The following is a 12,466-nucleotide window of genomic DNA, read 5'->3' on the forward strand; positions in this document are numbered from 1 at the left end:
TTGTCCATTGTTTGATCCAAGCGGGAACAACTGTACCGCCGTCGAAAAAATCCCGGATATTGAGGAGGAGAAAAATGGTTACAAAAATACTGCCGTTTATTAATGGAGCGTTCGTTGCATCTCAGGCTGAAAGATGGATCGATGTTGTCAATCCCTCAACCGAAGAAGTCATTTCAAGGATTCCCGACAGCAGCGCCGCCGATGCAGACCTGGCTGTCGACGCCGCTTATGAAGCGCAGAAATCATGGGAAAGGACACCGGCGGTCGCACGCGGCGACTATCTGCACAAGATCGCCGGCGGTATTCGAAAAAGGGAGGCGGAGCTGACCGATATCGTGATCAGGGAAGGCGGAAAAACGCGCGGCCTGGCAAAGACAGAAGTCCTTTTTACCGCCGACTATCTGGACTATACAGCGGAATGGGCGCGCCGCTATGAAGGTGAAATTATCCAGAGCGACCGGCCTAACGAAAATATTTTTTTATTCAAAAAGCCGATCGGCGTGGCAGCCGGTATCCTCCCATGGAATTTCCCGTTCTTTCTGATAGCGCGCAAGGCTGGTCCGGCACTGGTCACCGGCAATACAATTGTCATTAAACCGAGTCAGCAGACACCGGAGAATGCCTATGTTTTTTCGCAGATTGTTGAAGAGACCGGCCTTCCGAAGGGCGTATTCAATATGGTTCCCGGCAGAGGCTCTGTTGTCGGCCGGGCACTGGCAGAAAACAGCAAGGTCGGCATTGTCAGCCTGACCGGAAGCGTCCCCGCCGGCCAGAAGATCATGGAGGCCGCAGCCAGGAACGTTACAAAAGTATCGCTGGAACTGGGAGGAAAAGCGCCGGCCATCGTGATGAACGACGCCGACCTCGATCTCGCCGTCAAAGCAATTGTTGCTTCGCGTGTCATCAATACCGGACAGGTGTGCAACTGCGCGGAACGTGTTTATGTCCACAGCGACATCAAGGAAGTCTTTACTGAAAAGCTCGTCGCCGCCATGCAGGCGGTCAAATACGGCAATCCGTCTGAGAACGCCGACCTGGACATGGGACCGCTGATTGAGAAGAACGCTCTGGAAAGCGTTACCGATAAAGTAGACCGTGCCGTGAAACAGGGCGCAACGCTAGCTGCCGGCGGCAAACGAGCCTTCGACAGGGGCTACTTCTTCGAACCGACCGTCCTGACCGACGTCACCAATCAGATGGATATTATGTGCGAAGAGACATTCGGACCGGTCATTCCGGTTGCCGAATTCTCAACACTTGACGAAGCGATCGAACTCGCAAACGACTCCGATTTCGGACTGACCTCTTCTATCTATACAAAAGATCTGGAGAACGCCTTCATCGCCGTCCGCCGCCTCCATTTCGGCGAAACCTATATTAACCGTGAAAACTTCGAAGCCATGCAGGGCTTCCACGCCGGGTGGAAAAAATCCGGTATCGGCGGAGCCGACGGAAAACACGGACTTGAAGAATACCTGCAGACACACGTTGTTTACCTTGAAACGTCGAAATAAGCAACTTACTATACAGGCAATATGGCATCATGAGAAACGCTGCTTCCATTATTCACGAAGCAGCGCTTTTTTTGCGCCTCTCTCTTTCACACATAAGTTGATCGGCCGCCCGGGTCATCGATCGTTGCAAGGAGTTTTTCGGTCGTCGCTAGGAGTTTTTCGGTCGTTAGGCGCAGTTTATCGGTCGTCGCTAGGAGTTTTTCGGTCGTGAGCTACCCCTTTTCGGTCGGCTGCGGCCGCTTATCGGTCTGGAACGATGGTTTCGGTCTTCCCAGCCGCTTTTTCGGTCAACTTGGGCTCGGTTTCGGTCGGCACAGGCAGTTTTTCGGTCGTGAGCTATCCCTTTTCGGTCGGCTGCGGCCGCTTATCGGTCTGGGACGAGGGGTTCGGTCTTCCCAGCCGCTTTTTCGGTCAACTTGGGCTCGGTTTCGGTCGGCACAGGCAGTTTTTCGGTCGTGAGCTATCCCTTTTCGGTCGGCCGCAGCCGCTTATCGGTCTGGGACGAGGGGTTCGGTCGGCACAGCCGCTTTTTCGGTCAACTCGGACTCGGTTTCGATCGGCACAGGCAGTTTTTCGGTCGTCGCCAGAAGTTTTTCGGTCTATTAGGCACAGTTTTATCGGTCGTCGCAAGGAGTTTTTCGATCGTTACCTTCGTTTTATCAACCATGGCATCCAATGACCGTTGCGGAAGTTTATTGATTGCGGAAACGCTCTTCTTCTTTCGAGAGATGACGGTCTCAGAAAGAGTCGATCATCAATTGACGGTACAGCAGGAAAATGAGCTAAAGAGATACTCATATTAATAATCCGAAAAGGGGATCTTGCGGATTTCTGGCATTTCATATTGTTTAGAACTCTGGATTCCCGAAAATCCAAATTCGATATCGGCATGATTGCAAAATGAAAAATTAATCACTAAATTTTCCCCCGAGTTTTACAATTGTTGATATGATGGTCACAGAGGCACTATCAGTTAATTCAATCGGCCAGTAGAATAATCCGGAAATAATGTGTATAAAAGAGATGATCTCAGTATGTATCATTGCCGTTATACAGTTGAATGGAAATTAAGTTGAAAGCCTTATAATGTTATTACAAAAGGTCTACTAGTAGGGGAACGAGGATGGGAAAATGTAATCCGGGATCTGATGGATCAACTCTTCCCGAGCCGGCCGCCGATGGACCCGGTTCAGAAGCAAAAGCGGTTATCCGGCTAATGAATGATTGCCTGTTACACAATCGGCCCGGCGCGGAAAATGAGTGAAATTAGGACAGGTATTAATCACTGTTTAGGAGGGAACGTATGATGGATAAGGATCAACTATTAGAATCAATTAAAGGCGGTCTGATTGTTTCGTGCCAGGCGCAAAAGGGGTCGCCGATGTATGGAACCGATATAATGGTTGCCTTTGCGGCAGCTGCGAAACAGGGAGGAGCAGTCGGCATTCGGGCAACGGAGCCGCAGAACATAAGGGCAATCAAGCAGGCCGTCCATTTACCGATAATCGGGATCTATAAACAATGGCATCAAGGATATGAAGTCTATATCACACCCACCTTTGAGAGCGCAAAGGCCATTATAGAGTCGGGTGCCGATATCGTCGCATTAGACGGGACAAAAAGGCCCCGTCCCGATCATCAGGATCTGCAAGAAATTATCTTGAACATTCACACAAAATTTCCGGATGTGCCGGTTATGGCGGACTGCGACAATCTGGAAAGCGGACGGTATGCAGAGAACTGCGGCGCGGATATCGTTTCAACCACTCTCTCCGGATATACCGAAAATACAAAAAGCGCAGACAAGATCAATTTTCAACTGATTCGCGATATGCATGACACGCTGAACGTGCCGATCATTGCCGAAGGGCATATTGTGGATATCCGTGACGCAGTGAATGCCTATAAAAGCGGAGCATTTTCAATCGTTATTGGGTCAGCGATCACGCGTCCCGAATTCATCACCGGCAATTTTGTACAGGCTATCCATGAGTATCGGCATTGAAACACCGCTCCGTATGAGCAGTTTCGTCCAGCCGCTGGCGCAGGCGAAGCCTCCGCTGCGCAAGGGTGACAAGAGCCTGCCGAATAAGTTGCAGATGCGGTGCTATGAACATTTATGTCCTTATAAATTATTACAGTGTATAGAAAATCTGCGAAACGTTCGCAGATTTTTTTTTGCACATGATTCAAGCAATGTACCGGTACTCAACCTTTTGATTGCGATAAAAAGACAAATTATCGGCGATGGGCACACATTAAGCGATTAAGCGGCTGACTTTACACTGAGTACCAGAAGAAACCAATGCCAAGCAAACTCCGAACCATTTAAAAAACGATGGGCCGTATCTTTTCTTTACCTGGCAGATCAACGGCCTTGTGACTTTCCAGCACGCAAAACCAGCTTTCCGGATAAAGATCAGACAAAAAACGAGTTGGAAAAGATCGCCGCAAGAAAAGCCAAAAAATTTAACAATGCCTGCCTGACGAAGCTATGTCAAGATATGCAGTTCAGCAAATTTGGCTTTTATTTCTTCAGGGAGTTGATTCTTTTATGTCGTGATTCACTCTCATATAGAGAACACCTTTTCTATTTGCTAGCGGATTATGACAGATTCACTATACCAAAAAGTGAAGCATTTTTCCTATTGAGTTAAGCTCCCTAGATCACAGACGCTGGGTTTGTGCTGCTCAGCGTTCGGCTCGATTTGTAGGCTGCGAAAGTGAGTGATAGACATTGTAACCAGTATTACTTTATGATATATTGACTTTTGTAACCAGTATTACATATACGGAGTGGTGTTATGGATCAGAACGATTGGGCTGTTATCAACTATACACTGCCGAGAGAACCATCGAGAGCCCGTGTCTCCTTATGGCGCAAACTGAAAAAAATAGGCGCAGTCAATATTCAGCAGTCGATGTGGATACTGCCCCTGACGGATGAGAATTTCAGCTTGCTCAACGAGATAAAAAGCGAGGTTCTCCAAAATAACGGCAAGGCGTTCGTCATGAAGTCATCCGTAGATGAAGACGGGCAGAAAAATATTATCGAACGATTCAACTCGGCAAGAAACGAGGAATACGGGGAACTTCTTGAGCAGTGTGAAGATTTTTTTAAAGAAATCAACAAAGAAATAGGTCGAAAGAATTTTACATTTGCTGAAATCGAAGAGAATGAAGAAGAGTTAAATAAATTAAAACAGTGGTATGCGAAAATAGTGGCAAGGGATACCTTCGAAGCGCCTCTGAAAGAAACATCGAAGACAACACTATTAAAATGTGCCGAAGCGCTTGAAAAATTCTGCGATAAGGTATACAAGTTTACCGACAGGTCATAGGGTGGATAATAGTGAAAAAGAAAGTTATCATTTCCAATATTGTATGGCTCGGACTTGTCAGCCTGTTTGTAGATATGAGTACCGAAATGGTTTATCCTCTGGTTCCGCTCTTTCTGACCGCTGCGCTGGGGGCGTCACCCGCGATTGTGGGACTCATTGAAGGAATTGCTGAGAGCATCGCGTCGCTTCTCAAAGTATTCAGCGGCTACATCGGGGATGTGCGCCACAATAAAAAGCCTCTTACTTTTATCGGCTATTCGGCATCGGTCCTGTATAAAATATTTCTCCTTCTGGCAACATCGTGGCCCTTGGTTTTATTGGCAAGAGTAATCGACCGAACGGGAAAAGGGATACGTACCGCACCGCGCGACGCTCTTGTCGCACAGTCAAGCGATGAAAAAAAACTTGGCGGGTCATTCGGTCTGCATAAGATGCTGGATATGGCCGGTTCCTCCCTTGGAGCACTGTTTGCCTATATTTTCGTCGCAACCAGTATTGGATTTCACAAGGCGTTCCTGTTTTCTATCATTCCTGCGATCATCGGGATTTTGATCATATTTTTCGTCAGGGAAGACCAAGGCAGCGATAAAACACCTGAAAAGCTCAAGCTTAAAGGGTTAAAACTTGGTGGGAAACTGAAAATGTATCTTGCCGTAATATTTATTTTTTGCCTTGGAAATTCGTCGAATACATTTTTGCTTTTGAAGGCTCAGAACCAAGGCTTTTCAGCGTCACAGGTCATGTTGCTGTATCTTCTATTTAATGTTGCCACATCCATTTTTGCCATACCGTCGGGTAAATTGTCTGATAGATTCGGAAGGAGCAAGATCCTTGTACCAGGATACCTGATCTACGGCCTTGTATACCTTGGCTTTGCGTTTTTGTCGGCAAAACCCGCCATTCTGATTCTATTCATCGCATACGGCGTGTACACTGCGTTTATCAGTGGTGCTGAAAGGGCTTTTATCGCCGAGAACGCGCCGGCAGGATTAAAGGGAACTGTTCTGGGGATTTACGGAATGGTGCAAGGTGTCGGACTGCTACTGTCGTCAATCATAGCCGGACTCCTATGGGATAAAATAAACTCGGACGCACCGTTTCTGTTTGGCGCTATTCTTGGAGTGGGTTCGGCCATCATAATAAAAATCATACTTAACAGAAATAATAGCATTACAGAGCAAAAAAATACCGGGATGATAAGATGAAGCTTAAAAGGACTCTTAAAATTATTATACTGGCGCTGGTTCTATGCCTTACCGCAGGAGTCGGCCTTTTTCTGTATAATGCTTATCACGTTTACAATATCAACACCGGCTTCACCTCAGTCCCGCTCAACTACAACCCAGACGATTCTTCATCCACATATAAATGGAACGCCGCCGATGTAACCGTATCCGGCGGCTTTATAAAAGGGATACAAAAAGGCAAGGATGGAAATCGACTGGTCATAAGGGCTCTGTCACCTCTCCCTTCCGTTACAGTAAAAGCAACAAAGGCACCTGTTCGAAACGTATTGATTTCTATTGAAAATGTTAATCCAGGCTTTTACTCAGCAAGTATAGATAAAAGTTTCAAACCTGCCAGAATCACGGTCAACACATTGGAGTTTTCAATGAATTTAAACGCAGGAGAAACCAAGCGGATTGATCCCGTTCAGCCAAGCAATACAGCAGATGACAACTATGTCATTCTCGGCGACAGCAGGGATGGTTATGAAACCTTTGGAAAGATTATTGAGCAGATAAACGCGTTGAAACCCGTATTTGTGATTGACAACGGCGACCTTGTTTACAGCGGGAAACCCAACCAGTATCGTATATTTAATCAAATGGTATCCGGGATTTCCACAACTCTGTGCACCACATTAGGCAACCACGACATACGCGGGGATGGACGTGAAACCTACAAAAAGCTTTATGGGCCGGAATACTACTCGTTTGATTTTGGCGACAATCACTTCATCTTTCTTGACAGCTCGCGTGGATATGCCGAAAAACAGGCAATACCGGACGTACAATACGCTTGGCTCAAACGGGATCTTCAAAAAGCGAAGGGCAAGCGGATTTTTGTAATATCCCATGTGCCTCCGACCGATCCAAGAAGCAATGTCAGGCCAAATGAAGTACAGTCTTATACAGATAAGGTTGAAAAGGAAGGCGGCCTTGTCGAGCAGAAGTTGGAAGCTTACAGTGAGGATGAAAATATAGACCACGGCTTTCAGACCAAGCAGGAAGCCGTACGCTTTGAAAACCTTATGACGGAATACAAGGTGGACACGGTTTATCTTTCCCATATCCACAGTTATTTTGATTATACCAAAAACGGCGTTCGTTATATCATAAGCGGAGGCGCCGGTGCGGAGTTGATGACACAAAACAGCTATTACCATTACTTGATCACCAAAGCCGGAGCAACAGATACGCTGACGATGGTTCAACTGCCATCTCCGCCAAATCTGATGCTGCAAAGGTACGCGGCAACAGTTTCTCTTTTTGCAAATGCTATGTATAAAGAGAATCCGGCGGCGGTTGTTTTCTTTATCACCGGACTTATATTGCTTGTACTGCTTTTACTTCTTCTTTTATATATAAGGCTGCACCGCCGGCTTGCGCTGCTTTGGGTATTGATGAAAGACACGGGCAGATTCATATTGAAAAGATATAAAGAATTATACAAAAGTAAGACTAAAAGCTGATGCACACTGCGGGAAGGATTTAATGACAAACAAAAAAATGGTTCATATAAGCTTTGCAAATGGACAAACAGCTATTAGGGAAGAGAATAAAAGCCGGGTTTCACGCGGCCCGAATTCATTACCGGCAATTTTGTACAGGCTATCCATGGTTATCGGCATTGAGACACCGCTCCGTGTGAGTCGTTTCCCCCGGAATGGGTACAGGCGAAGCCTCCGCTGCGCAAGGGTGACAAGAGCCTGCCGAATAAGTTGCAGATGCGGTGCTATGAACATTTATGTCCTTATAAATTATTACAGTGTATAGAAAATCTGCGAAACGTTCGCAGATTTTTTAAAAGCTGAACTGCACGAATGCCCTGCAGGAATATTTCGGTAAAACTTTTAAATGACTAACGTAAATCATCCGATAATGACCAAGGCATTCTGCTAATCTTCCCTTCTCACATGACTGCCGATCAGCCGTAACGGTACTCAACGCCGAAAGTCCCTTCCGGAAATTGCCAGTTACTGAGAACCGTTTTGCCGCACAGTACTCGGCAGGTTCCGCATTCCAAGCAGCCCGCATAATCGAAGCGGATCGTACCGTCTTCATTTAAATGATACAATCCTGCCGGACAGGCATTCATCAGTTTCTGAATTTCTTTCTTATCTGCCTGCCCGGGTTTTACAATAATATGCAGATGCTCTTCATCGACATTAAACTTGTCATATCCCAGTTTCTGTTCAACATTGACACTCATAAAGCATACGCTCCTTTGATACCGTCCTTAATCACATGCATGATGCCAACCTTCTTCACCTCTTGCATGATCTTTTTCCGAAGCGCAAGATTTTCCGTGCCGTTTACAACAAACATACGGGTCATAATATTTGATACTAACTGAGGATAATCATTAAATATTCTGGAATTCTCCATAAAATGCGGGAACTTACTGTAAAGCTTTAAATCTTTCATTACAAAACTGTTTTCCAAAAGGCGTACATATTCGGATAGTGCCGATTCACTATAGTCCTGCTGTTTCATCGCCTGCAAAACTGCCTGGGCCGCCGCTTCTGCCGAAGCAACCGCAAGATCCATGCCCCGCACGGCGTAGCCGATGTTGATGCAAAAACCGGCAGCATCGCCGACAATTAGAACACCGGCAGCAACCAATTTCGGTATCATATTCAAACCGCCTTCGGGAACGAGATGTGCTGAGTATTCGACCGCCTTCCCATCCTTGATTAAAGGGGCTATCAGGCGATGTTCTTTAAAATTTTCCAGCATTTGCGGTATCGGAACCGGAGAATCGTCAAGGCCGGACAATGCACAAACGACTCCGAGCGACAGACTTGCTTTATTGGTATAGAGAAAACCGCCGCCGACCTTTCCCGCTGACGGCATGCCGGCAAAAAGCCAGGCCGCCCCCTCCTGGGCATTTTTCAGATTAAAGCGTTCATTGATTACGTTTTGTGGAAGCTCAATAATCTCTTTAACTCCGACAGCGACCTGATCAGGCTTTAATTCGTCACGCATACCCATCTTCTGTGCTAAAAGCGAGTTGACTCCATCTGCCAAGATCACTATTTTTGATTCTATCTGATCTTCACCGGCAATCACTCCGCTGACTTTACCGTCTTTGACAATTAAATTGTCTACACGGATACCGGGAATGATCTGAGCTCCCGCATCCTCGGCCTTCTTAGCCAGCCACTGATCAAAAGTGCTGCGCAGGACAGAGTAGGAAGCCTGCGGGTGCCGGCCGAGCACCTCCGCGTTAAAATCAATCGTAACGGCACTATCCTCGGTCATCAGGCTGATTTTTTCCTGCGTTATCTTCCTCTCAACAGGTGCTTCCTCGGCAAAATCCGGAATGATTTTTTCAAGACTGTGTCCATATAGTCTGCCGCCTGTCATGTTCTTGCTGCCGGCAAAGTTGCCCCGTTCAATGACCAGAACATCCAGTCCCTCTTTAGCGAGCAAGTAGCCGGCTATGCTGCCGGCAATTCCGGCTCCGACAATAATTACGTCGAATGCATCAGACATAATTAACTAACACCTCTTTAAGTTGAATCTAGAATCCGCGTTTTAGCTTTGCAATGCTCGAACGATTTCAGGTATGACTTCTGATAAATCACCGATAATATAGTAATCGGAAACATTGAAAATCGGCGCGTTTTCATCTTTATTAATGGCAACAATCATTTTCGCATCGCGGACTCCGTAAATATGCTGTACCTGGCCGGAAATACCTGCAGCTAGATAAACATCGGGCTTAATCACCTGGCCGGAAATGCCGACATACTGTTCTTCAGGCAACCAGTGATAATCTTCAGTAATAGGCCGCGAACAAGCAATTTCACCATCAAGCGCCTGCGCTAAATCCCGCGCATACTGCATATTTTCTTTTTTACCAAATCCGCGTCCGATACCGACAACGACTTTCGCCTCATTCAGATTAACCGCCGTCTTTTCCTTCTTCTCTCTTTCAACAACTGTTAATCCAGGAGTGGACGGTGTGCTCAGCTGCGTCGCAACCGCCGGATTCGCAGCCGTTTCCGCCTCTTTTTTTTCAAAACTTCCCGGCGCAACTGTCACAATGACAGGGCTGCCCGTCATCTCAACTTTTTTTTCGGCCAGTCCGCCGTAAATCGTGCGCGTGAAATGAAAGGTCTCTCCCTCTTTCTCAATGCTTTTTATCTCTGTGATAACCGGTATATCGAGCAGCCCGCCCAGATAAGCCGCTAATGTTTTCCCGCGCTTGCTTGCCGTCACCAAAACAAGATCAGGCATTTCTTTTTGCGCCTCTTTCGCCAATTCAGACGCATAACTTTCCCATAGGACTTTCTCCGGAAGTGCTAAACGAACTGTGCGCTTCGCACCATATTGAAAGGCACGGGATGCCTGTTCTGCATCGGCATTTAGATAGGCCGCCACTTCTTCGCCCAATTCAACCGCTTTGCTTATCAATGAATATCCAGCTTCTGCTATATCGGATATGATCCATGTTTCTCCCATTTTTCTTTCTCCTTTGCTTTCGAATCTGCTCATGGCCGCTGCGCTACTTAAATGACTTTATCCTTTCTTAACAGGCCGACCAGTTTTTCCGCAGCCTGCGGGATTGAGACATCGCCCTTGTTTAGCTGAATCTGCCGGCGTTCCATGACCGCCGGTCCAATATCCATTACTTTAACAGGCGTTTTCAGCGCATTTTTTTCCATGTTCAGTTCCTCAATTTTCACCGTTTCAGACGGTTTCTTTCGGGCTGCCAGAATTTGCTTCATCCCGGGAACCTTGGGCTGATTGATCTCCGAAACGACTGTTAAAACTGCCGGTACATTGACAGCGATTGTCTCAACTTCATCTTCGAGTTTACGTATAGCTGTCAGCTTGTTTCCTTCCGCTTTAACATCACTGGCATAGGTTACAAGATTCCAATCAAGCAATGCAGCAATTCTCGGGCCGACCTGCTGGGAATATTGGTCGCTTGATCCTTCTCCGCATATCACCAAGTCGATATCGCCTATCTTTTTTATTGCAGCTGCAAGCACTTTGGCTGCCGCTGAACTCTCCAGCTCATCGCTTTCAATAAAAAAAGCTTTATCGGCCCCGCGCGAGAGGACGTCTTTGACTGAGTTTTTAACATTCGGTCCGACGGTTAATCCCAACAAAATTCCGTCATTTGTTTTTAAGTCCACGCCAAGCGTCAGAGCATTTCGATCAATTTCACTGATCTTGTACTTTGCCCTTTTAACGTCTAAGGCATTATTTTCCTGGTCAACAACAATGTCTGCTTCATCAAGTACCCATTTATAGCAAACGGCAATCTTCAAAGTAAGCATCTCCTGTTCATTCATTTATTCCTCCACACAGGCCGGCGGATCAGCCTGTCAAACAATTAATAACCTTTTGGGACAATAAAATAGGTTGCTTCCGCTTTGGCGATCAATTTTTCAAGATCATTGATAATGAAGCAATCAAAAACCATGCTTTTTTTACCGATGTGAGCGGCTTTTACGCGTGCAGTGAGCTGTTTGCCGCGCCCTGCCGCGATATAGCTGATGTAAAGATTGGAAGTAACTGCTGATTGCTCATCTCCGACAAGCTTTGCTGCCAGAACACCCATAGCCGCATCGGCAAGCGCCGCAGTTACGCCACCATGTACCATATTTCTGCCATTAGAAATGCCCTCATGTATCGGAATAGAAACAGTCACACCCTCGTCCGTCATTTGGTCGATGCGAAATCCGAGCAGCTGCTTAAGAAGTAAATATTCTTTATGATGACTGTGAAGCACCTTCATCGTCTGCTCAACTAATGCTTGTTCTTCTCTCGTCAGAAAATCCATTAAGGTAGCTTCTTGTGCCCAAAACGTTTCATATTGCAATTTTGGCATACCTTAATCCCCGCCTTTCTTTAACAGCATCTTTTCTTTTTCAGTACATAGAATTTTTTTGAGAAAACGGTCCGCCACTTCCGGCACAAGGCCTGAAGCATCGCCGCCATGTTGAGCAATTTTTTTAACTGCGCCCGAACTTAGAGAGGCGGAGGGATTAACAGAGATCATGAAACATGTTTCAATGTGATGATCCAAATACTTATTAACCCATGCACTCTTCATTTCGTATTCAAAATCAGCAATTTCCCGCAGTCCGCGCAGAATAACCGACAGCCCATTGTCTATCATGTAGTCGACAAACGGTCCGTTAAAGCTGTCAATCCTGACATGATCCAAATGACAGGTTGCTGCAGTAAGCATCGCTTTGCGCTCGCTTACCGAAAAAAGCGGATGTCGGCTGGAGTTGTTTAAAACTGCAACGATAATTTCGTCGAATACACAACTGCCTCTTTTAATGATGTCCAAATGTCCGAGTGTGACAGGATCAAAACTGCCCGGATAAACTGCGATTCGTTTCATCAGGTACCGCCTTCTTTT

Annotated in this window: 12 protein-coding genes and 1 pseudogene; 6 read left to right on the top strand and 7 right to left on the bottom strand. The window is 46.4% G+C overall.

Annotated elements, in window-relative coordinates; translation table 11 throughout:
* The first annotated feature begins 74 nt into the window (after positions 1–74).
* The 3 genes from aldA (at position 75) to Q6A92_RS04205 (ending at position 3,519) form a co-directional block, all read left to right on the top strand.
* Positions 75–1,514 carry an aldehyde dehydrogenase gene (gene aldA / locus Q6A92_RS04195; protein ID WP_332237145.1) on the top strand — a complete coding sequence of 480 codons (1,440 nt, stop codon included), beginning with the start codon at positions 75–77 and terminating at the stop codon, positions 1,512–1,514.
* A gap of 455 nt (positions 1,515–1,969) precedes the next feature.
* Entirely contained in the window at positions 1,970–2,317 is a 348-nt protein-coding gene (locus Q6A92_RS04200) for a hypothetical protein (protein ID WP_332237146.1), read from the top strand.
* 503 nt (positions 2,318–2,820) lie between these two features.
* Entirely contained in the window at positions 2,821–3,519 is a 699-nt protein-coding gene (locus tag Q6A92_RS04205) for an N-acetylmannosamine-6-phosphate 2-epimerase (protein ID WP_332237147.1), read from the top strand.
* A 276-nt stretch (positions 3,520–3,795) separates the two neighbouring features.
* Here the strand turns inward: Q6A92_RS04205 and Q6A92_RS20210 are convergent.
* Positions 3,796–4,045, bottom strand: a pseudogene (locus Q6A92_RS20210) (IS4 family transposase); the annotation flags it as partial.
* A 273-nt stretch (positions 4,046–4,318) separates the two neighbouring features.
* Here Q6A92_RS20210 and Q6A92_RS04210 point away from each other — a divergent pair.
* From Q6A92_RS04210 to Q6A92_RS04220, 3 genes are read left to right on the top strand one after another with little or no spacing between them, the layout of a single operon-like run.
* Positions 4,319–4,855, top strand: a complete 537-nt coding sequence (locus Q6A92_RS04210; protein ID WP_332237148.1) for a Chromate resistance protein ChrB — start codon at positions 4,319–4,321, stop codon at positions 4,853–4,855.
* An 11-nt stretch (positions 4,856–4,866) separates the two neighbouring features.
* The gene (locus tag Q6A92_RS04215; RefSeq protein WP_332237149.1) at positions 4,867–6,060 is read left to right on the top strand and encodes an MFS transporter; all 1,194 of its coding nucleotides are present in this window, start codon (positions 4,867–4,869) and stop codon (positions 6,058–6,060) included.
* Positions 6,057–7,550, top strand: a complete 1,494-nt coding sequence (locus tag Q6A92_RS04220; RefSeq protein ID WP_332237150.1) for a metallophosphoesterase family protein — start codon at positions 6,057–6,059, stop codon at positions 7,548–7,550. The genes Q6A92_RS04215 and Q6A92_RS04220 overlap by 4 nt, the downstream gene beginning before the upstream one ends.
* 455 nt (positions 7,551–8,005) lie before the next feature.
* Here Q6A92_RS04220 and Q6A92_RS04225 read toward each other — a convergent pair whose 3' ends face one another.
* Genes Q6A92_RS04225 through coaD form a run of 6 tightly spaced genes read right to left on the bottom strand, consistent with a single transcriptional unit; the run spans position 8,006 to position 12,448 of the window.
* A complete protein-coding gene (locus Q6A92_RS04225; RefSeq protein WP_332237151.1) occupies positions 8,006–8,290 on the bottom strand; it encodes a ferredoxin family protein in 285 nt (94 codons plus the stop codon).
* Positions 8,287–9,576, bottom strand: a complete 1,290-nt coding sequence (locus Q6A92_RS04230) for an FAD-dependent oxidoreductase (RefSeq protein ID WP_332237152.1) — start codon at positions 9,574–9,576, stop codon at positions 8,287–8,289. The genes Q6A92_RS04225 and Q6A92_RS04230 overlap by 4 nt, the downstream gene beginning before the upstream one ends.
* Before the next feature lie 42 nt (positions 9,577–9,618).
* Positions 9,619–10,548, bottom strand: coding sequence for an electron transfer flavoprotein subunit alpha/FixB family protein (locus tag Q6A92_RS04235; protein WP_332237153.1), 930 nt, complete (start codon positions 10,546–10,548; stop codon positions 9,619–9,621).
* A gap of 47 nt (positions 10,549–10,595) precedes the next feature.
* Positions 10,596–11,387, bottom strand: coding sequence for an electron transfer flavoprotein subunit beta/FixA family protein (locus Q6A92_RS04240; RefSeq protein ID WP_332237154.1), 792 nt, complete (start codon positions 11,385–11,387; stop codon positions 10,596–10,598).
* 41 nt (positions 11,388–11,428) lie between these two features.
* Positions 11,429–11,926: a PaaI family thioesterase gene (locus Q6A92_RS04245; RefSeq protein ID WP_332237155.1), complete on the bottom strand. Its 498-nt coding sequence runs from the start codon at positions 11,924–11,926 to the stop codon at positions 11,429–11,431.
* 3 nt (positions 11,927–11,929) lie between these two features.
* Positions 11,930–12,448, bottom strand: coding sequence for a pantetheine-phosphate adenylyltransferase (gene coaD / locus Q6A92_RS04250; protein ID WP_332237156.1), 519 nt, complete (start codon positions 12,446–12,448; stop codon positions 11,930–11,932).
* Positions 12,449–12,466: the final 18 nt, after the last annotated feature.

It is taken from the genome of Sporolactobacillus sp. KGMB 08714, from assembly GCF_036598985.1.
Taxonomy (GTDB): Bacteria; Bacillota; Bacilli; order Bacillales; family Sporolactobacillaceae; genus Sporolactobacillus.

Coding starts and splice junctions, on each gene's coding strand:
- aldA (WP_332237145.1), top strand. CDS start 75: ATGGTTACAAAAATACTGCCGTTTATTAATGGAGCGTTCGTTGCATCT.
- Q6A92_RS04205 (WP_332237147.1), top strand. CDS start 2,821: ATGGATAAGGATCAACTATTAGAATCAATTAAAGGCGGTCTGATTGTT.
- Q6A92_RS04210 (WP_332237148.1), top strand. CDS start 4,319: ATGGATCAGAACGATTGGGCTGTTATCAACTATACACTGCCGAGAGAA.
- Q6A92_RS04220 (WP_332237150.1), top strand. CDS start 6,057: ATGAAGCTTAAAAGGACTCTTAAAATTATTATACTGGCGCTGGTTCTA.
- Q6A92_RS04225 (WP_332237151.1), bottom strand. CDS start 8,290: ATGAGTGTCAATGTTGAACAGAAACTGGGATATGACAAGTTTAATGTC.
- Q6A92_RS04230 (WP_332237152.1), bottom strand. CDS start 9,576: ATGTCTGATGCATTCGACGTAATTATTGTCGGAGCCGGAATTGCCGGC.
- Q6A92_RS04235 (WP_332237153.1), bottom strand. CDS start 10,548: ATGGGAGAAACATGGATCATATCCGATATAGCAGAAGCTGGATATTCA.
- Q6A92_RS04240 (WP_332237154.1), bottom strand. CDS start 11,387: ATGAATGAACAGGAGATGCTTACTTTGAAGATTGCCGTTTGCTATAAA.
- Q6A92_RS04245 (WP_332237155.1), bottom strand. CDS start 11,926: ATGCCAAAATTGCAATATGAAACGTTTTGGGCACAAGAAGCTACCTTA.
- coaD (WP_332237156.1), bottom strand. CDS start 12,448: ATGAAACGAATCGCAGTTTATCCGGGCAGTTTTGATCCTGTCACACTC.